The 17982-nt window shown below is 64.9% G+C and carries 13 protein-coding genes; 8 read left to right on the forward strand and 5 right to left on the reverse strand.

Annotated features, from left to right (window positions below; genetic code table 11):
- The 4 genes from HNS03_RS04605 (at nt 1) to HNS03_RS04620 (ending at nt 8784) form a co-directional block, all read left to right on the forward strand.
- Nucleotides 1-2994, forward strand: coding sequence for a cellulose biosynthesis cyclic di-GMP-binding regulatory protein BcsB (locus tag HNS03_RS04605; RefSeq protein ID WP_367193472.1), 2994 nt, complete (start codon nt 1-3; stop codon nt 2992-2994).
- Between the two features lie 32 nt (nt 2995-3026).
- A complete protein-coding gene (locus HNS03_RS04610) occupies nt 3027-4118 on the forward strand; it encodes a glycosyl hydrolase family 8 (protein WP_367193473.1) in 1092 nt (363 codons plus the stop codon).
- Nucleotides 4119-4433: 315 nt separating this feature from the next.
- Nucleotides 4434-7136, forward strand: coding sequence for a hypothetical protein (locus tag HNS03_RS04615; protein ID WP_367193475.1), 2703 nt, complete (start codon nt 4434-4436; stop codon nt 7134-7136).
- A gap of 430 nt (nt 7137-7566) precedes the next feature.
- Nucleotides 7567-8784 carry a diguanylate cyclase gene (locus tag HNS03_RS04620; RefSeq protein ID WP_367193476.1) on the forward strand — a complete coding sequence of 406 codons (1218 nt, stop codon included), beginning with the start codon at nt 7567-7569 and terminating at the stop codon, nt 8782-8784.
- A 38-nt stretch (nt 8785-8822) separates the two neighbouring features.
- On the opposite strand, the gene HNS03_RS04625 is transcribed toward HNS03_RS04620, so the two are convergent.
- The 4 genes from HNS03_RS04625 to HNS03_RS04640 all read right to left on the reverse strand — a co-directional run bounded on the left by HNS03_RS04625 (nt 8823) and on the right by HNS03_RS04640 (nt 12912).
- The gene (locus tag HNS03_RS04625) at nt 8823-9737 is read right to left on the reverse strand and encodes a PhzF family phenazine biosynthesis protein (protein WP_367193478.1); all 915 of its coding nucleotides are present in this window, start codon (nt 9735-9737) and stop codon (nt 8823-8825) included.
- A gap of 22 nt (nt 9738-9759) precedes the next feature.
- A complete protein-coding gene (locus HNS03_RS04630; protein ID WP_367193479.1) occupies nt 9760-10473 on the reverse strand; it encodes an NUDIX hydrolase in 714 nt (237 codons plus the stop codon).
- A gap of 37 nt (nt 10474-10510) precedes the next feature.
- A complete protein-coding gene (gene ilvC, locus HNS03_RS04635; RefSeq protein ID WP_367193481.1) occupies nt 10511-11530 on the reverse strand; it encodes a ketol-acid reductoisomerase in 1020 nt (339 codons plus the stop codon).
- A 266-nt stretch (nt 11531-11796) separates the two neighbouring features.
- A complete protein-coding gene (locus HNS03_RS04640) occupies nt 11797-12912 on the reverse strand; it encodes an ATP-dependent RecD-like DNA helicase (protein WP_367193483.1) in 1116 nt (371 codons plus the stop codon).
- A gap of 258 nt (nt 12913-13170) precedes the next feature.
- Here HNS03_RS04640 and folP point away from each other — a divergent pair, with 258 nt between their 5' ends.
- The 4 genes from folP (at nt 13171) to HNS03_RS04660 (ending at nt 15609) form a co-directional block, all read left to right on the forward strand.
- The gene (folP, locus tag HNS03_RS04645) at nt 13171-13932 is read left to right on the forward strand and encodes a dihydropteroate synthase (RefSeq protein ID WP_367193485.1); all 762 of its coding nucleotides are present in this window, start codon (nt 13171-13173) and stop codon (nt 13930-13932) included.
- Entirely contained in the window at nt 13925-14305 is a 381-nt protein-coding gene (gene folB / locus HNS03_RS04650) for a dihydroneopterin aldolase (protein ID WP_367193487.1), read from the forward strand. Before folP ends, folB begins: the two co-directional genes overlap by 8 nt.
- A complete protein-coding gene (gene folK / locus HNS03_RS04655) occupies nt 14302-14805 on the forward strand; it encodes a 2-amino-4-hydroxy-6-hydroxymethyldihydropteridine diphosphokinase (protein WP_367193488.1) in 504 nt (167 codons plus the stop codon). The genes folB and folK overlap by 4 nt, the downstream gene beginning before the upstream one ends.
- A 105-nt stretch (nt 14806-14910) precedes the next feature.
- The gene (locus HNS03_RS04660; protein ID WP_367193489.1) at nt 14911-15609 is read left to right on the forward strand and encodes a transglycosylase domain-containing protein; all 699 of its coding nucleotides are present in this window, start codon (nt 14911-14913) and stop codon (nt 15607-15609) included.
- Between the two features lie 707 nt (nt 15610-16316).
- Here HNS03_RS04660 and ettA read toward each other — a convergent pair.
- Nucleotides 16317-17972: an energy-dependent translational throttle protein EttA gene (ettA, locus tag HNS03_RS04665; RefSeq protein ID WP_367193491.1), complete on the reverse strand. Its 1656-nt coding sequence runs from the start codon at nt 17970-17972 to the stop codon at nt 16317-16319.
- Between the last annotated feature and the right edge of the window lie 10 nt (nt 17973-17982).

Genomic DNA, 17982 nt, shown 5'->3' on the forward strand with positions numbered 1-17982 from the left:
ATGACCCCCAAACAGCGCCCCCATCGTTTTGCGCGCAGCCTCGTACTGGCCGTGACGATCGCTGCCGTCGCCGGCCTCGCCGCGCATGCGCAGGACGTATCTCCGTTCCAAATCAATCCGAGCGAGCGCACCGGCGCCTCCGGGCCGCCGCCGAGCACATCCGGCGGCGCGCCCTCCTCCAGCCGTTCCTCCGCGCCGAGCTCCACTGGCCAATCGTCGGGTCCCACGGGCCAATCGCAGAACTACGGTTCGCAGCCCGCGCCCTCGTTCGGCGCCGGCGGATCTCAATCCGCTCCCGCCTTCGGTTCGCCGAACCTCAGCGAAACCACCGACCAATATTTCAACGCCGCTCCGTCCTCCAACGACCGGATTCTGCAGGGCGGGCAGCCCGCCCCTTCCACGGGCGGCCAGCAAGGTTCCAGCCCGTTCAACATGGGTGGAACCCAATCCCCCCAAGGCCAGGCGCAAAGCGGCCAATCGGCCGCGCCCTCCCAAACGCCGAACCGCTCCCTTCCTCCGATCGAAACGCTGACCAACCCGCAAAGCGCGCCACGCTGGAGCGGGCCGGCTCCGGACCAGAGCACCGAGCAGTCGCCGCTGCCGATCGATAGCAGCGATCAGGTCGACGCGCTCAACCGCTTCTTCGAGACCGACACCTCCGGCCAGCGGACGATGTACATTTCGCTCGGAGACCAGGAGACCAGAATTCCGGCCGTCGATCGGCCGATCGTTCCCTACGCCCAACTCCGCCTGGAAGGCGAAATCGACTTCCAAAGCTGGACGATCTATCTGAGCGCGGCCGAAGCGGCGCGCGGCGCGACCTTGAGCGTCGCGTTCACCAATTCCGTGCTGGTGCTGCCGGAAGCGTCCGAGCTGCGGGTCTTCCTGAACACGCGGGAAATCCTCTCCACCCAAATCGATTCGCCCGACGCCACCAAAGTCGTCGCCGTGTCACTCGATCCCGAGATGGTGCGGCCAGGCGCCAACGCAATCCGGTTCGAGGTCGACCAGCGTCACCGGATCGACTGCTCGATCCAGGCAACCTACGAGCTTTGGACCCGGATCGAGCCGCGGCTGACGGGGCTGTCGTTCCGGGGCGGCGACGTGCCTCTGCAAAGCCTCGCCGAGCTGCCGGCCGTCGGCGTGGACACCACCGGCGCGACGCGCATCCGCGTGCTACAGCCGGCCGCCATGACGGCGGCGTCCCAGGACCGAATCCTCGATGCCGCCCAGATCATGTCGGTGCGCGGACGCTTCTCTCACCCGTTGGTGGAGATCCTGACACCGGGCATGCCGGCGCCTCCTCAGCCGGGCGTCGTCAATCTGGTGATGGGGACCTATCGAGAAGTCTCCAGTCTCGTGCGGGACGTCCCCTCCGAGGCACAGAACTCCACGGTGGTCACGCTACAGGACCGGCCTGACATCGGCCCGACGGTGTTCGTGACCGCGCCCAACGCCCATGAGCTGCCGGTGGCGCTGAGACGACTGGCCGCCGAAATCAATCCGATTTCGCGCGTCGCTCCGATTGCCGCGACCCCGCCCTGGAATTCCCCGGACGCGATCCGGATCGACGGCGCCTCCCGCGTCACGCTGCGCGAAGCCGGCGTCTTCACGGAGGAATTCTCCGGCCGACGGTTCCAGACCCATTTCCAAGTCAAGCTGCCACCGGATTTCTTCGCGGCCGCCTACGGTCAGGCGACTATCGAGCTGGACGCCGCCTATACGCCGATGGTGCTCCCCGGCAGCCGGCTCAACGTCTATGTCAACGACGTGCTGGCGACCGCTCTGTCGTTCACCACCGGCAACGGCCGTGTGTTCAACAAGTTCCCGGTCCGCATTCTCCTGAAGAATTTCCGGCCGGGCATCAACGACATCCGTATCCAGGTCAATCTGCGCACCGATGCCGACGAGCTGTGCCTGCCCGGCGGAACGGTCTCGACCCAGCAGCGCTTCGTGCTGTTCAACACCACCGAGTTCGTGTTCCCGCAGTTCGCCCGGATCGGCCGGATCCCCGATCTCGCCTCCTTCAGCGCCGATGGCTTCCCTTATAGCCGGGACGATCGGCCGATCGCCGTGCGCGTGTCCGGCGATTCCCGCGATACGCTGGGCGCCACCGCAAGCTTGCTCGCCCGCCTCGCCACCACTCGCGGCGCGCCGTTCAACACGGTCGCCGTGGACAGCGTGGCCAATCTCGTCGGCCGTCCGGCCATCGTCGTCGGCTCCTTCGGCGAGGTTACGCCGCTGGTGCTGCAACAAACCCGAGTGGACCGGGTCATTCCCGGAAGCTGGCTCGCCCCGCGGGGCAGCGTCTCGCGCAGTCAGCCCCAAGGCCTCGACCAATATGACGCGATCCTGCAGCGACTGCGCCAACAGACCCGCGAGCGCGACTCCTTGCGCAATCGCAACGTCTCCGTGGACGACTACGGCCGAACCGACGATATCGCCACCGACGAGCGGATCCAGACCCGCGATCTCTATGAGCAGTGGAGCACCCAGGTCGGCCAGAGCACCAACCTGTCGAGCCTGCTGGAAGATATCGGCGACTGGTTCGACCGCCAGTTCGATGTCTCCTTCGGCTTTCTCGCGAGCGACGAAGAGGCCGATGCCAGCAATGTCATCTCCGATCAGGCAACGCTGGTGATTGCGCAGGCCAGCGCGCCGCAGGCGGACGATCAGGCCTGGACACTCGTCACCGCGCCAACGCCGGCCCTGTTGTCGGCGGGTGTGGCATCGATGTCGAGCGAGCACCAATGGAACCGTCTCGCGGGACGGCTGACCGCCTTCTCCCTGGATACCGACTCCGTACAGAGCTTCCAGGCGGATAATCCGGTGTTCGTCGTCACGCAGCCGTTAAGCTTCCGGAATATGCGACTCATTGCGGCCAACTGGTTCTCGTTGAACAATGGCATCTATGCCATTGCGATGATTGGCGTGGCGGTCCTGCTTGGTATCTTCACGTACCGAGTGATCAAGCCGATGGGGAGACAGCCTTGACACTGCGACGGATGACGCCGAGCGCCCGAACCATGAGGTCACGCTTCGCCGCCTGTCTGTTGCCGTTGCTTCTCCCACTTCTCATCACCGCTCCGGCCGCAGCCCAGGACTACGGCGTCGGCATCAGCGCCACGGCGCCGTTGATCTCGTCCTCGGCCTGGGCGGCCTATCGCTCCGCCTTTCTCAAATCCGACGGGCGCATCGTCGACACCGGCAACAACGACATCAGCCATTCGGAAGGCCAGGGCTACGGCCTGCTCCTGTCGGTCGCGGCGGACGACCGCGCGAGCTTCGAACAGATCTGGACCTTCACGCTGACCCAGCTCCTGATCCGCGACGATGGTCTTGCGGCCTGGAAATGGGTTCCCGACGCCGATCCCCACATCACCGACATCAACACGGCGACGGATGGCGACATCCTGATCGTGCTGGCGCTCTACAAAGCCGCCGACCGATGGGGCATCGACCGCTATCGCAGCCACGCGCAAACGATGGTGAAGGCGATCGGGAACACGCTGATCACGCAGCAGGACAACCTGCAGCTCATCATGCCCGGCTCGCAGGGCTTCAGCGCCGAGGAGCGGCCGGACGGGCCGGTGGTCAACCTCTCCTACTGGGTTTTCGCCGCGCTGGACGTCTTCAAGCAGCTCGACCAGGCAACGGATTGGAGCACGGTCAAGGCCACCGGCTTGATCTTGATGAAGGAAGCGCGCTTCGGCGACGTCCAGCTTCCCACCGACTGGATCTCGGTCCAGCCCAATCAGCCGCCCCGCCCCGCCCAGGGTTTCGATCCCGACTTCGGCTACAATTCCGTTCGCATTCCGCTCTATCTGATCCAGGCCGGGATCACCGATCGATCGCTGTTGGAGCCCTACGACAAAGCCTGGAACCAGAACGGCAACGGCGAGCCCGCCGTCGTCAACGTCGAGACCAACGAGGTAAAGCAGCAACTCGACGCGCCCGGCTACAAGATTCAGGCCGCGCTGGTTGCCTGTGCGATGCGGGGGACCCCGATCCCCCCAGATCTGCAAAAGTTCGAAGCGACGGACTACTATTCGTCCTCGCTTCACCTGCTGGCCCTGTCCGTGTTGGCGGAGAACTATCCGCGCTGCCTTTCCAATTGATCGGAAGGCGCATCCCGCGCGCTCAGCGGACCGGTCACCGGGCGAAACCAGTCAGAACAATGGCTGTTTGGCCTGCGGCTCATCTCCGCCGGCCACGACCAAAACGTAAGCAACCCTTCAAGTCCTTGAAGAAAGGTTGCATCTTGGGTCCGCGTGGCAGCCTTTATAGGAAGTGTTAACCGGCACCCGTCATGGTTCCCCTGCTGCTATCCGCCGAGGTCCGTCACCACGGAAGCGGAAACGCGCGAGTACGTGATCGGATGAGGCCTCGCCCGCTCGGGCAAAGCCCCGGTTAGAACGAGTGGTAGAGCTTAGATGAGCGAGGGCAACGGATCCGACGCGGGGAAATGGCGGCCGCACGCCTTGCGCCGTCCGCCGTCTTCGCCGCTCGACCGCTTCCTCTGGAACATCCAGGCCGCAGCGACCGGAGATGGTTTCGGCCGGAGCGGTAAGGACTCCGGATCCGGTCTGACGCGCAAGCACCACATCCTCATTGGTGCGGCGTGCGCGCTGGCGGTTGGGTATGTCTTCAACATCGGCCCGTGGCCCGGCGGCGCCGACCGTTTCCTATTGCCTGCCGACGCTCAGGAAAATCTGCAGCCGGTCTACGGCGGCGGACAGAATGTGTCCGGCCCCTCGGCTGCGGACGAAAGTGCGCTGCGCTATTTCGCGCGCCAAGGCGACGTCGACCGGCTGGAAGCGGAACTGCGCCGGCTGAGAGCCCTCTACCCCGATTGGGAGCCGCCCACGAACCTGCTCGACCCGGTCCGCGAAGACCAGGAAGTCCAGCAGATGTGGAACCTTTTCGGAGAGGCCCGCTACAGCCAGGTGCGCGAAATGATCGCGCAGCGTCAGCAGCGCGAGCCGAATTGGCGCGCCCCCGAGGCGCTTCTGACCGCGCTCAACGAGGCGGAAGCCCGCGAACGCCTGGTCAACGCCTCCAAGCTCGAACAATGGCAGGCGGTGATCAACGTCGCGGCGGACAATCCCGGCTTGCTGGTCTGTTCCAATGTCGACGTCTTGTGGCGCGTCGCCGAGGCGTTCGCCAAGACCGATCGTCCCGAACGCGCCTACGATGCCTACGCCTACGTGCTGCAGAATTGCGACAACAGCCAGGAGCGGGTCGCCACGGTGGAGAAGGCGTCCGAACTGCTGCCCGATTCGCAGTTGCAGAAGCTGTTCCAGTTCGGCCGCACGGGGCCGGACGGCGAAAACGAATTCGCTGTGGTCCGGCTGAACGTAGTTCGCCGGGAAGTCGGCTCGGCGGCGGCCGATCCCTCCAAGACCGTCTCCGACGACAAGCTGCAATATCTCGCCCAAGTCGCCGCGACCGGCCGCGACACCAGCGATGCGACCCTGCTTGGCTGGTATCTCTACCGCCACGACAATGCCCACGACGCGCTGGAGTGGTTCCGGTTCGCGTTGGAGCGCGGACATGACGGGGTAGAGGCGGCGCAGGGCTTCATCTTGAGCCTGCGTGCGCTTGACGAGGAGGCGCGCGCCCGCGAAGCCTCCTATATCTGGCGCAACACCTCGCCGAAGATCATGGAGATCTACCTGGAGGCGGTGGCCACCTTCCTGACCGGCAAGGACATCTACGCCATCGACCAGGAGACCGTCACCCGGTTCGCGCCGGTGGTGGTCGAACAGAAGGATGCCAACGGCGCCCAGGCACTCGGCTGGTACGCTTACAACACCTGCCAATTCCAGACGGCCGAAGACTGGTTCATCACCGCCACCAACTGGAAACCCGCCGAAGCGTCGGTGTTCGGCCTCGCGCTCGCCCGGCTTCGGCTTGGCGACACCGAAGGGTTCGACGAGGTGGTGTCAGAATGGGGTCCAGTCTATCCGGCGGTGGAAAGCCTGGTCACCGGCCAGGGCGTGCAGCCGGAAGCGCCGAGCCAGGAAGAAAATCCGGACGAAAGCCTGCGCCAGACCGGTGTGCAGCAGATCGAATGCGGTCCGATCAAGGAGCGCCTGGCCGCCGCCGAGCGCCGTCGCCAGGGGCTACCGCCGGAAGAAACGACGACAGCGCGCCGCATCACGGGCATGCCGCAGCGCCTGACCCGCACGGTCACGCCGACCCGGGCCACCACTCCGACCCGCGCGACCACGACCTCGAGCACGGCAGTCTCGGCCACCGAAACCATGGCCGGCACCCAAACGGCGGCCGTCTCCGGCACGTCGGGTACGCTCGCCTACACGGAAACCGGCAGTGGAACGAGCTGGTCGGGCTACAGCCCGCGGGCCGGCCAGCAGTCCAGCAACGGCGCCATCCTCTACACCGGCGGCGTGCCGAACTGGGGCACCGACACCTCCACGGCCACCGTGCTCGCCACGGGCGGACCGGACGTGATCGCGATCAACACCGATCTCGCCTACGGCACCACCCGCAACGTCTCCTCGAACCGCTTGGTCGATCGCGCGCCGGGAACCTCGACGGCCGTGATGAACGCCTATTCCAGCGGCGACTACAAGGGCTGCGTCGGCGTCACCGACACCGCGATCCGCCGAGGCACCTTGACCGGCGGCGACGCTCTGGCCCGTGGCTGGTGCCTGTTGGAACTGGACCGTCCGGTCGAGGCCGCCATGGCTTTCGAGGCCGCCTACGCAACCTCGTTCGACCGCAACCGGATCGCCGACTCTGCCTATGGCGAGACCCTGGCGAAGGCCGAGACGAACCTGACCAACGAGGCGGCGATCGCGGCGACCAAGTCGCCCCAGCCTCGCACGCGGCGGGCGGAGATGTCGCGCGAACTTCTGACCCAGCGGGCCCTCGCCGCCTATCGTGACGGCAAGTATGCCGACGCGATCATGGCCCTCGACGAACGCTCGCGCGTGGCGCCCGAGCAGCGCGACCTGATGCTGATGCGTGGCTATGCCCACTACAATCTCGGCCAGTGGAAGGCCGCCGAGCGGATCTTCAAGGCCCTCGACGCGGCCGCCTCCACACCGGAGACCCGCGGCGCGCTTCAGGTCATCCGCTTTGCACGCGAACCGCAGCAGCGGCGGTTCTAAAGCGTTTCCAGGCTAAGTGGCAAAAGCTTGCGGCTCGCGCCAGCGCACTGGCTTGGCGGATCAAGTCTCTCGCGTGTGCCAGCCCGCCGCCCTCGACGCTCCGCGAGAGCACAATCTCCGGATAGGAACGGTGCTCTCAATCGCACGAAATGCGCCATATCTACCTATCCGAGCAATTTTTCGCCCCCACTCGCTTCAATCCAATCAAGATTTAAGCTACGCATTTCATAGGCTAATCGACGGTCTGGATTCGCCATGCTCGGGGGCGCGGCATGGCGAGGGACAACGAAGCCGTGGTCTCCAGGGTGCTCGAACAAGGCGATTGACGGAGGTCAGCCACGTTTCGGCGATCGTCGAAATCAAAGCGCGCACGAACGACCGAGGGGCGACTAAAAGCACTTCCGGTCAGAGAGTTTCCCGTTCAGATTGAATGAGCCTGAACGAAAAGGAAGTGCTCTCGGTCCGGGATGCGGGGCACACGCGCATGCTTTTGGAGTATGGGACGATCATGATGATGGCGGGCGTGTGCAGTGCCGCGCTCTGCATCTCCGCGATCGTTTCCTGGGCCGCCGACCGCCACCACACTTTCATGATCATCTGGTCCGGCGCGACATTGACGTACGTCGCCGCCACGATGGCGTTCGGCCAGTATGCGCAGAGCGCTGCCCCGACCACCGGCTGGATCGCCTCGATCACACTGATCCTGGGCTCCGTCTTGGCCTGGATGGCGGCGGCGGATTTCGAGAACGGACAGGCGCCGGCCGTTGGCGGCTTCGGACGGCTGATCCCGGCCGTCGTCTTGATCACCGCCCTCGCCCTTGTCGGACGCAACGGCCTGATGTTGGCGCTCACCAACCTGATCACCTGCGCCGTCCTTGCGGAAACGGCTACTATCTACTATTGCGCGCGCCGGGAAAGCCCCGCCTACCTCATCGGCCTCGCCGGCTTCTATGGTGTTGCCGCCGCCTCGTTCGCGATCTGCGGAATCTCGCTCCTCGTGTTCTATCCGGTGGATTTTCTGGGCGTGCCGGACTCTTGGGCGGAAACCGCGAACGGAATCCTCAGCGTGCTGTGCCTCACCGGTATCGGAGCCCTCTCCCTTGCGCTCGTGCACCAGCGGGCGGCCAACCGCCACCGCGTCGACGCGATGACCGATTCCCTGACCGGCCTCCTCAATCGACGCGCCCTGATCGAACTCGGCCGCACCAACGGACTGTCGCTCTGCGGCGCATCGGCCATCGTCTTCGACCTCGACAACTTCAAAGTCGTCAACGACACCCACGGCCACGCCATCGGCGACATGGTGCTCAAACGGTTCGCGATGGTGTGCCGCCAGGGGTTGAGGGCGACCGATCTCGCCGCCCGGATCGGCGGCGAAGAATTCGCCGTGGTGCTGCCGGGAACAGACGCGACCAGCGCCCACCTGGTGGCCGATCGCATCCGCGATCGGTTCGAACGCGAGCACATTGTGACGCCCCGGGCCATGGTCCACGGATGTACGGTCAGCGCGGGCGTCTTCGCCTCGCCTCCCGCCACCTGCTACCAGATCCAGGACCTCATCTCGCACGCCGACGCTGCGCTTTACGAGGCAAAGCAGTCCGGTCGCAATCGGGTCTGCATCCTCCCCATCCCGGCTGAAATCAATTAGAACGCGTTGAGGATCGGCCGACGAGGCTGGACGCCGTTTTAGACTTTCAGCATGCCTTCCGCCACAAGGACCGCAGATCCGCCGATCCGCGCGGCGTGCAGGGCCCCGTCTTCGGCCACATCGACCTCCAGTGCAATCAGCGACGGCCGCCCCATCTCAATTCCCTGCTCCAGCAGGAAGCGGTGGCTGCCGGACGTGAGCTGCCCGTAGCGATGCAAGATACCGGCGAACGCTGCGGCCGCCGATCCGGTCGCCGGATCTTCCACGATGCCGAAGGCGGGCGCGAACATGCGGGTGTGATAGGTCGCATCCGGCCGCTCGACCTCGGCCGTGTAGAGATAGGCCGACAGATATCCCCTTTCCTCGGAAAAGACGGTATCCCAACGGTCCATTCGCGGTGCCGCCCGGCGAATGGCGTCCAGCCCGTTGACCGGAATCGCCATGTACGGAAAGCCGACGCCGGAAACGGCAATCGGGAAATGGCCGAAACCGATTTCGTGCGGCGCCAGGCCGAGCACATCCGCGACCGCTTCGACACCCGGCGCGGAATCGGCCACTTGCGGCAGCCGCGGCAGGTCGAACTCGGCATAGGCCGCGCTTGTGGAGCGAAACGCGACCCCGCACCGCACCAGCCCGATCTTCTCCTCAAGCACCACGACAGCGTCGAGGTCGCTGCTCTGTCCGAGCCTGTCGCTGCCCAAAAGGACCGCCGTTCCCACTGTCGGATGCCCGGCGAACGGCAACTCCTTGGCCGGGGTGAAAATGCGCACGCGCGCGGTGTGCGCGGGATTTTCCGGCGGCAGAACGAACACCGTCTCCGACAGGTTGAACTCCTTGGCGATCGCCTGCATGGCGTCGTCGGAGAGCCCCGCCGCATCGCGCACCACGGCAAGCTGGTTGCCGCTGAGCGCTTGATCGGTGAAGACGTCGAGAACGGCGTAGCGTCGATCCATCGAATCCCTCGTCGAATATTGGTCAGGCCGCGAAAAGCTGCCGGGCGATCGCCAGACTGTAGGGTGGCAAGCCTAGCATGGAAGGGTCTGTTCGCGCGTCCAGCACGACAACATCCTGCAGCTCCGGATCATTGTCCTCGTGCAGGAAGTCGCGCACCCGCGCAGCCAGCGTCGCGCCATCTTGCGGGAAGCGCAGAACCTGGATCAACGCCCCGTAAGGCGGATCGCTCGCATACCAGAGCTTGGGCTCGCGCGCGGCTTCGTCGACACGAAGCCCCGTCTCTTCGGCGAGTTCACGCGCGATCGAGCCGAACATGTCGACCCGGCCGTCGATCACATCGTTCAGGTCCGGCGTTCCGCCGACCAGCTTGACGGTGCCGGGGTCGTCCGTGCGTCGCCCCATACGACCAAGCAACAGGCCACCATCGCGAGAGACGACCGCCGCCGCCCCGAACAGGTTCGTCAGGCGCGGCTCCGGTCCGCCCCACGCCATGAAGGCGGAGAAGGTGGCGTAGTCGACCGGCACGGCCACCGCGGAAAGCGCAGCGCCCTGGACGGCGACGTCCTGAAACAGGAGCACGGTGCCGTTGAACAGGGCGGGATTGGCGGCCACCGCCGCGTTCCAGCGCGCCTCGATATCGGCGCGCCGGATCGTCGCAAACGCCGGCACGACATCCCGGAAGCCGATGGCGAACGACGACACCGGCCGAAGCACAATGTCGCCGTCCGCTGCCATCTCGTTCGCCTCCCGGAGCGTACCGGATCGGACGAAGCTAGTTCTTCGCCTTGTCGACCAGCGCCTTTTCGCGGATCCACGGCATCATTTCGCGCAGTTTAGCACCGACCTCTTCGATCTGGTGAGCGTTGTTGCGCGCGCGCGTGGCCTTGAAGGAGGTCTGGTTGACCTTGTTCTCCAGCATCCAATTGCGGGTGAAGGTGCCCGACTGGATGTCGTCGAGCACGCGCTTCATCTCCGCCTTGGTCTCCGGCGTGATGATGCGCGGACCGGTGACGTACTCGCCATATTCCGCGGTGTTGGAGATGGAGTAGTTCATGTTGGCGATGCCGCCCTCGTAGATGAGGTCGACAATCAGCTTCACCTCGTGCAGGCATTCGAAATAGGCCATCTCCGGAGCATAGCCCGCCTCGACCAGCGTTTCGAAGCCGGCCCGGATCAGTTCCACCAGACCACCGCACAGCACGGCCTGCTCGCCGAACAGGTCCGTCTCGCATTCCTCGCGGAACGAGGTTTCGATGATGCCGGCGCGGCCGCCGCCGATGGCGCTGGCGTAAGACAGGCCGATATCGTGGGCGTTGCCGGAGGCATCCTGAGCGATCGCCACCAGGCAGGGCACGCCGCCGCCGCGCTGATATTCCGAGCGCACCGTGTGGCCGGGGCCCTTCGGCGCGACCATCAGCACATCCAGATCGATGCGGGGCTCGATCAGGTTGAAGTGCACGTTGAGCCCGTGGGCGAACAGGAGGGCGGCACCTTCCTTCATGTTGGCGTGCAGGTGGTCGTTGTAGATGTCGCCCTGGAGCTCGTCAGGGGTCAGCATCATCACCACGTCCGCCCAGCCGGCGGCATCGGCGACTGACATCACCTTGAAGCCCTCGGCCTGGGCCTTGCGCGCCGTCGCCGATCCTTCGCGCAGCGCGACGGCCACTTCCGCCACGCCGGAATCGCGCAGGTTCAAGGCGTGTGCATGGCCCTGGCTGCCGTAGCCGACGATGGCAACCTTCTTGCCCTTGATTAGGTTAAGGTCGGCATCCCGATCGTAATAGACGCGCATGACCGTGTTTTTCTCCTTGGATTGTCTTGCCGAGCCGGCCGGACACGGTGGTCCCGACGCTTGGAACACGACGAATTTGGATCTCAGTCGCCCAAACTCGTTCAACGTGATCGAACCGAGTTAAGTTAAAGCGGGATGCGGGCGGGAAACGATCTCCACTTCGCCTGGAAACGCTCTAGCAGCCGATCGTTGCCGAAAACCGCAGCGAGCCGCGTTGTAACGCTCCTGGAAGCGAATGCAAATGGTGCATGAAGAACTTTGGATGATTAGGATCGGACCAGGGTCAGGCGCTTCGCCGCGCGGGTGATGGCGGTGTAGAGCCAGCGGTCGCGATGCTCCTTGAAGGCGAAGCTTTCGTCGAACAGCACCACGTCGTCCCACTGGGAGCCCTGGGCCTTGTGAACGGTCAGCGCATAGCCGTAGTCGAACATGTCGGTGCCGCGTCGAAGCTGCCACGGAATCGAGTCCGGCCCATCCTGAAAAGCCTGCTTCAGGACCTTGATCTTGGCGACCGGCGGGCGCGGCCCGGCGTCTTCCGCCTTCACCAGCATCTGCAGCGACTGGCCCGGCTTGGTCGACACCGAAGAGACGGTCCAGAGCCCGCCGTTCAACAGCCCCTTCTCGGTGTTGTTGCGCAGGCAGACCAGCTTGTCGCCGGCCAATGGCAGCACACCGGCGAAGCCCTTCAGCTCCCTTAGCCGCCCATTATAGAGCCGACGGGTCCGGTTGGTGCCGACGAGCACCTGATCGGCGGCCAGCACGATGTCCTGGTTGACATCGGCGCGTCCGATGACGGCGCTCTCGCCATAGCGGCCATGGCTGATCGGCTCGCCCTCGCGCACCTTCATGGCGAGGTCGATGATCGGGTTGTCGCGCGCCTGGCGGTGAACCTCCGTCAGCATGAAGTCCGGCTCGGTCTCGGTGAAGAAGCCGCCGCCGGCGACCGGCGGGAGCTGGCCGGGATCGCCGAGCACGAGGATCGGCGCTCCGAACGACATCAGATCCTGGCCGAGCGCCTCGTCCACCATCGAACACTCGTCGATGACCACCAAGGCGGCCTTGGACACCGAGCTTTGCCGGTTGAGCGAGAAGGTCGGCGAGACCTGCCCCTCGTCGTCCTCCTTGGTCTCGCCGCGGGGGCGATAGATCATCGAATGGATGGTGCGCGCGTTGGCGCAGCCCTTGTCGCGCAACACCTGGGCGGCCTTGCCGGTGAAGGCGGCGAACAGCACGTCGCCGTCGACGCCCTCCGCGATCTCACGGGCAAGCGTCGTCTTGCCGGTGCCGGCATAGCCGAACAACCGAAACACCTGGCTGTCGCCGCGCTTCAGCCATTTCTGGACGGCGGTCAGCGCGGCTTCCTGCTGGGGCGACCACTGCATGCTGTCTTCGATTCGCACTCTCGTCGGATTCGGGGCGAGTTTGCACGATTGCGCCGCCACGACCACCCCGCGACGTGCCGCAGATGGCCCACCAAATCCGCCCGGAAAGCGCGCCATCGTGGTTTTCCGCAAATTTTGCCGCGGGTCCGGCTTGGAAAACTGCTATCCCACTCCCCCCAAACCGCTTGAGACGACCACATTCAGCCGAAGGCGAGTATGACAGAGCCCCTTTCATCCGGCGCCCGCCAGGCGCGTATCATGGGTATCTTGAACGTCACGCCGGATTCCTTTTCCGACGGCGGCCGTTTCGACCGGCTCGGCGAAGCGGTCGATCATGCCCTCACGATGGTCCAACAAGGGGCCGACATCATCGATATCGGCGGCGAATCGACCCGACCCGGCCACGATCCGGTGGACGCGGAAACCGAACTCGCCCGCGTGACCCCGGTGATCCGGGAACTCAAAAACCGGATCGACCGTCCGCTGTCGATCGATACCTCCAAGGCCGCTGTGGCCGAACGCGCGCTTGCCGCCGGCGTGTCGATTCTCAACGACGTCTGGGGCCTGCAGCGCGATCCGGAGATCGCCGCCGTCGCCGCCGCCTTCGATGTGGAGACGGTCATCATGCACAATCGCGAAAGCGTGGATGCGGAGATCGATATTTTCGAGGACGTCGTCCGCTTTTTCGAAAAAAGCCTGGAGAAGGCGCAGCAAGCCGGCCTTGCCAGCGAGCGCATCGTGCTCGATCCGGGCATCGGCTTCGGCAAGACGCTGGGCCAGAACCTGTCGCTGCTGAAAGACGTTCCTCGATTGAAAACGCTCGGCTTTCCGATCCTGATCGGGCTCTCCCGCAAATCGATGATCGGCAAGCTTCTCGGCACCGAAGTCGGCGACCGGCTGCTCGGCACGCTGGTGCTGGACACGCTGGTGCTAGCCTCCGGTGCCGACATCATCCGGGTCCACGACGTTGCCGAGCACGTCGCCGCCCGCACCTTAGTGGAGGCCGTGGCCAATGCCTGAACGATCCGATCGCCTGTTCATCCGCGGCCTGGCCGTATTCGCCCGTCACGGAGTGCATCCGGCCGAGGCGGAGCTGGGCCAGCGCTTCAACATCGACCTCACTCTGGAACTCGACACCAGCGAAGCCGGCGCGCACGACGACTATTCCCGCACGGTCTGCTACGGCGACGTCTATACGGCCGTGCGCGCCATCGCGGAGACGGAGCGTTTCAAGCTGATCGAGGCCCTTGCCGAGGCCATCGCTGCGCGGCTGCTTGCCGATTTTCCGCGACTGACCGCGGTCGAAATCGAGATCCGAAAGCCGTCCGCGCCGATCGCCGGCATCTTCGATACGGTCGGGCTCTCCATTCGGCGCGCGCGCCGGGCGACATGACCTCGGTCGACGTCACCATCGGGCTGGGCGCAAATGTCGGCGACGCTCAGGCGACGATCGCCCGCGCCCTGGATGCCCTGGCGCGCACGCCCGGGATCGAGCTGGCCGTCGCCTCGCCCTTCTTCGCAACGCCGCCTTGGGGCTACGAGGCCCAAGACTGGTTCGTAAACGCCTGCGCCGCCGGCACCACGACGTTAAGCCCCCGCGATTTGCTCGCCGCGTGCAAGAAGATCGAATCCGAACTCGGCCGCACGGAGACCTTCCGCTGGGGCCCTCGGGTGATCGACATCGACATTCTGACCTATGGCGACCGCGAGGTCGGCGAGCCCGACCTCATCATCCCGCACAAGGAGCTTTTGAACCGCGCCTTCGCGCTGATGCCGCTCGCCACCATCCGGCCGGAGCTGAGGGTGGCGGGAGAACGGGTCGCCGATGCCGCGGCCCGCTTTTCCGACGATCCGATCCGCGAAATCGCCCCGGCGTGGGAGCCGGGCGGCTGACCCTGCATGCCTCCCGTCCATTGATAGGCGGCGACGAACGGTCGAGTTGCGGCCTATCGCACCATTCCCGGAAATTGCCGTCGTTGGTAATCCCGCTCTGACGGCATGCCCGCGTTGTTTTCCCCACGTCCTCAAGAAGATTGCCGCATGGTTCGATTTGCGAAATTTGCCGTCCTTGCCGTCATCCTGCTGCTCGCAGCCGCGCTCCTCTATGGGCTCGGTGGCTATCTGGATGCGCGCGGTGACTCTGAGGCGCTCAGGGAGCGCGCCGATCATCTGATCGCAGAGGGACGAGGTCCGGAAGCACTCGGCCCGGGCAGAGCCGCGGACCTGCTTATGGTTCAGGATCCAGGGTTCCAAAAACACGGCGGCGTCGACTTCACGACGCCCGGGGCAGGATTGACCACAGTCACCCAATCGCTCTCGAAACGGCTGGCGTTCAAAGATTTCAAACCCGGTGTCCGCAAGATCCGTCAGACCGGCTACGCACTTGGACTGGAAGGTCAGCTCACCAAGAACCAGATCTATGCGCTCTGGCTGAATACCCTGGAAATGGGAAATGGTCCGGACGGATGGATGACCGGCTTCTTTCGGGCAAGCCAGTCGATCTACCAAAAGGAGCCCGCGGCGCTCTCCGACGGCGAATTTCGATCACTGGTGGCCGTACTGATTGCGCCTGTCCGCTATGACTTACGGAACCCGAGCGACGATCTTCACGAGCGTATCCGTCGCATCGAGCGCCTGACCAGCGGTGCCTGCACCCCCTCCGACCACGGGGACGTCTGGCTGGAAGGATGCGCCTGATACGGACAGGGGCAACTCATCGCTGCCCGTGATCTTTCGTGCTGGGCAGGCGGGCACGACCTTCTCATGTGCCATTCGCGCGTCGGCCCGCCACCACCACGATCCGATCCGATCCGCGAGATCGGAAGACGACCTGCCTGGAAGTCACCAACCAGCGCGCGACTGCGCAGCTGTCCTTAGACGGCCCTCCGCAGCGAAGCGGCGAAGCCGCGATAGCGTGAGGACAAAAGTGACTTACTGCTCTTCCTGGGAACGCACCAACCAGCGTGCGACCGCGCGCCGGTCTTTGGGTTCAACGCGTTTCCGGACGGAAAACCGGTTCCCACTTTTCCTGGAAACGCTCCGGGCCGCCCCCACGCAGCCGCGAGCAACGCGAGCTGGCGCGAGCGAAAAGAAATAAAAAATCGGTTCCCACTTCGCGGGAATGCGAAGCCAGCGCGCGACCGCGCGCCGGCCGGTCAGGCCGCCCCGTCCGGAGCGAAACGGCGAAGCCGTGACAGCGTGAGGACAAAAGCAACTTCCCACTTTTCCTGGGATTGCATTTTCCTCGTCGCAATCCCAAGCGGAAAACCGCTTCCCACTTTTCCTGGGATTGCATTTTCCTCGTCGCAATCCTGGGCGGAAAACCGCTTCCCACTTTTCCTGGGATTGCATTTTCCTCGTCGCAATCCCGGGCGGAAAACCGCTTCCCACTTTTCCTGGGATTGCTAGCGGGTCAGCCGCTTGTACTTCACCCGGCGCGGCACGATGGCGTCCGGACCGAGGCGGCGCTTCTTGTCCTCCTCGTAGTCGGCGAAGTTGCCCTCGAACCACTCCACGTGGCTGTCGCCCTCGAAGGAGAGGATGTGGGTCGCGAGCCGGTCCAGGAAGAAGCGATCGTGCGAGATCACCACGGCGCAGCCGGCGAAATCCTCCAGCGCGTCTTCCAGGGCCGCGAGCGTTTCCGTGTCCAGATCGTTGGTCGGCTCGTCGAGCAGGAGCACGTTGGCGCCCGACTTCAGCATCTTGGCCAAATGCACACGATTGCGCTGGCCGCCGGAGAGGTTGCCGACCTTCTGCTGCTGGTCGCCGCCCTTGAAGTTGAAGGCGCCGACATAGGCGCGCGACTGCATCTCGCGCTTGCCGAGCTGGATGACGTCGTTGCCGCCGGAGATCTCCTCCCAGACCGTCTTGTTGGCGTCGAGGGCGTCGCGCGACTGGTCGACATAGCCGAGCTTCACGGTCTCGCCGATCTCGATCTCGCCGGAGTCCGGCGTCTCCTGGCCCGTGATCATGCGGAACAGCGTGGTCTTACCTGCGCCGTTCGGACCGATGACGCCGACGATGCCGCCGGGCGGTAGCTTGAAGGAGAGATCGTCGATCAGCAGCCGGTCGCCGAAGCCCTTGGACAGGTGCTCGAAGGTGATGACGGTGTCGCCGAGGCGCGGGCCGGCGGGGATGATGATCTGGGCATCCGACGATTGGGTGCGGGCGTCGTTGCGCTTCACAAGCTCATCGTAAGCCTGGATACGCGCCTTGGACTTGGTCTGGCGGGCCTTCGGGCTCGACTGAATCCATTCGCGCTCGCGCTCCAGCGCGCGCTTCTCCGCCGCCGATTCCCGTTTCTCCTGCTCCAGCCGTTTGGCTTTCTTTTCCAGATAGGCGGTGTAGTTGCCCTCGTAGGGAATCCCGCGACCGCGGTCGAGCTCGAGGATCCAGCCGGTGACATTGTCCAGGAAGTAGCGATCGTGGGTGACGATCAGGATCGCACCGGGATATTCGCGCAGATGGTTTTCCAACCAGGCGACCGTCTCGGCGTCGAGATGGTTGGTCGGCTCGTCGAGGAGGAGCAGGTCGGGCTGATCGAGCAGCAACCGACACAGTGCCACGCGGCGCTTCTCGCCGCCCGACAGCTTGGAGACGTCGGCATCGTCGGGCGGGCAGCGCAAGGCGTCCATCGCCTGGTCGACCTGGCTGTCGAGATCCCAGAGATTCTGGCTGTCGATCTCGTCCTGGAGCGTGGCCATCTCCTCCGCGGTCTCGTCGGAGTAGTTCATGGCAAGCTCGTTATAGCGCTCCAGGATCGCCTGCTTGGCGGCAACCCCGTCCATGACGTTCTCGCGCACCGTCCGGCTCTCGTCGAGCTGCGGCTCCTGGGCCAGATAGCCCACGCGCGCGCCTTCGGCGACCCAGCCGTCGCCGGTGAACTCGGTGTCGATGCCCGCCATGATGCGCAGGAGGGTCGACTTACCCGAACCGTTCGGGCCCAGAACGCCGATCTTGGCGTCGGGATAGAAGGACAGGTGGATGCCGTCGAGGACCTTCTTGCCGCCGGCATACGACTTGGTGAGGCCCTGCATATGGTAGATGAACTGGCGTGCCATGGAGTTCCTG

Source organism: Amorphus sp. 3PC139-8 (assembly GCF_040750475.1).
GTDB lineage: Bacteria > Pseudomonadota > Alphaproteobacteria > Rhizobiales > Amorphaceae > Amorphus.

What these genes read in the sequence shown, in the direction of transcription:
- folP (WP_367193485.1), top strand. Translation starts at nt 13,171, where the DNA reads ATGGGTATCTTGAACGTCACGCCGGATTCCTTTTCCGACGGCGGCCGT.
- folB (WP_367193487.1), top strand. Translation starts at nt 13,925, where the DNA reads ATGCCTGAACGATCCGATCGCCTGTTCATCCGCGGCCTGGCCGTATTC.
- HNS03_RS04615 (WP_367193475.1), top strand. Translation starts at nt 4,434, where the DNA reads ATGAGCGAGGGCAACGGATCCGACGCGGGGAAATGGCGGCCGCACGCC.
- folK (WP_367193488.1), top strand. Translation starts at nt 14,302, where the DNA reads ATGACCTCGGTCGACGTCACCATCGGGCTGGGCGCAAATGTCGGCGAC.
- HNS03_RS04640 (WP_367193483.1), bottom strand. Translation starts at nt 12,912, where the DNA reads ATGCAGTGGTCGCCCCAGCAGGAAGCCGCGCTGACCGCCGTCCAGAAA.
- HNS03_RS04620 (WP_367193476.1), top strand. Translation starts at nt 7,567, where the DNA reads ATGAGCCTGAACGAAAAGGAAGTGCTCTCGGTCCGGGATGCGGGGCAC.
- HNS03_RS04625 (WP_367193478.1), bottom strand. Translation starts at nt 9,737, where the DNA reads ATGGATCGACGCTACGCCGTTCTCGACGTCTTCACCGATCAAGCGCTC.
- HNS03_RS04605 (WP_367193472.1), top strand. Translation starts at nt 1, where the DNA reads ATGACCCCCAAACAGCGCCCCCATCGTTTTGCGCGCAGCCTCGTACTG.
- ettA (WP_367193491.1), bottom strand. Translation starts at nt 17,972, where the DNA reads ATGGCACGCCAGTTCATCTACCATATGCAGGGCCTCACCAAGTCGTAT.
- HNS03_RS04660 (WP_367193489.1), top strand. Translation starts at nt 14,911, where the DNA reads ATGCCCGCGTTGTTTTCCCCACGTCCTCAAGAAGATTGCCGCATGGTT.
- HNS03_RS04630 (WP_367193479.1), bottom strand. Translation starts at nt 10,473, where the DNA reads ATGGCAGCGGACGGCGACATTGTGCTTCGGCCGGTGTCGTCGTTCGCC.
- HNS03_RS04610 (WP_367193473.1), top strand. Translation starts at nt 3,027, where the DNA reads ATGAGGTCACGCTTCGCCGCCTGTCTGTTGCCGTTGCTTCTCCCACTT.
- ilvC (WP_367193481.1), bottom strand. Translation starts at nt 11,530, where the DNA reads ATGCGCGTCTATTACGATCGGGATGCCGACCTTAACCTAATCAAGGGC.